The sequence below is a fragment of the Gordonia gummivorans genome, assembly GCF_022513585.1.
GTDB lineage: Bacteria > Actinomycetota > Actinomycetes > Mycobacteriales > Mycobacteriaceae > Gordonia.
The window spans coordinates 1-744 of the sequence record NZ_JAKWBF010000087.1 but is presented as its reverse complement, the minus strand read 5'-3'; the positions used below and the strand labels follow the sequence as shown (position 1 = coordinate 744).

Genomic DNA, 744 nt, shown 5'->3' with positions numbered 1-744 from the left:
CACACCGCACACCGCGAAGCCGAAGCCGCCGAATACGCCCGCACCCACGGCGCACTCACCGGCTAACCCACAGACCGCGCGACACCTCAGCGTCCCGATGGTGCGGTCCGCGAGAGTCGCGCACCGGCTGGCCCCGACACACAGACCCCGGAGGTCGTCGGGGCCAGCCACACACCCACCAAGAACGGAACGACATGAGCGGACACAACTGGGGCAACGGCGACCCCCGAACCAGCAGCCACGCATGGCGAAAACTCCGACGCACCATCATCACCCGCGACGGCAACCACTGCTCACAATGCGGAGCAGACGGCCGACAAGTCCGCCTCGACCTCGACCACATCCTCAACGTCAAACGCGGCGGAACCGACACCCCCGACAACGCCCGACTACTCTGCCGCCCCTGCCACACCACCAAAACCCAAGCCGAAAGCCGCGCCGGCATCACAGCACGCCGCGCACGCCTCCACCTACCCGACGAACCCCACCCCGGCAGCCGATGACCACCCCCCCAGGGGCATGGCCCGCCCCGACCCCCACAGCGCACACGGAGGGCATAGCCTTCCACCATGAGCGTGCGACCTGCTCAAGCCCCGTTTTTCCGTCTCCCCAGGTCAGGAGGATTCCGTGAGTGATGTAGAGCCGATTCCGGTGCCGATCGGATTGCGTGAGGCCGGCCGCGCGCTGTGGGAATCGTTGGCCGCTCAGGTCGCCGACGACGGTCTGGTGCTCGATGCTCGGGAG

1 protein-coding gene is annotated in these 744 nt (G+C 67.9%); it reads left to right on the top strand.

Annotated features, from left to right (window positions below; translation table 11 throughout):
- Positions 1 to 194: 194 nt before the first annotated feature.
- Entirely contained in the window at positions 195 to 503 is a 309-nt protein-coding gene (locus tag MKW15_RS24210; protein WP_240862948.1) for an HNH endonuclease, read from the top strand.
- The last annotated feature ends 241 nt before the right edge of the window (positions 504 to 744 follow it).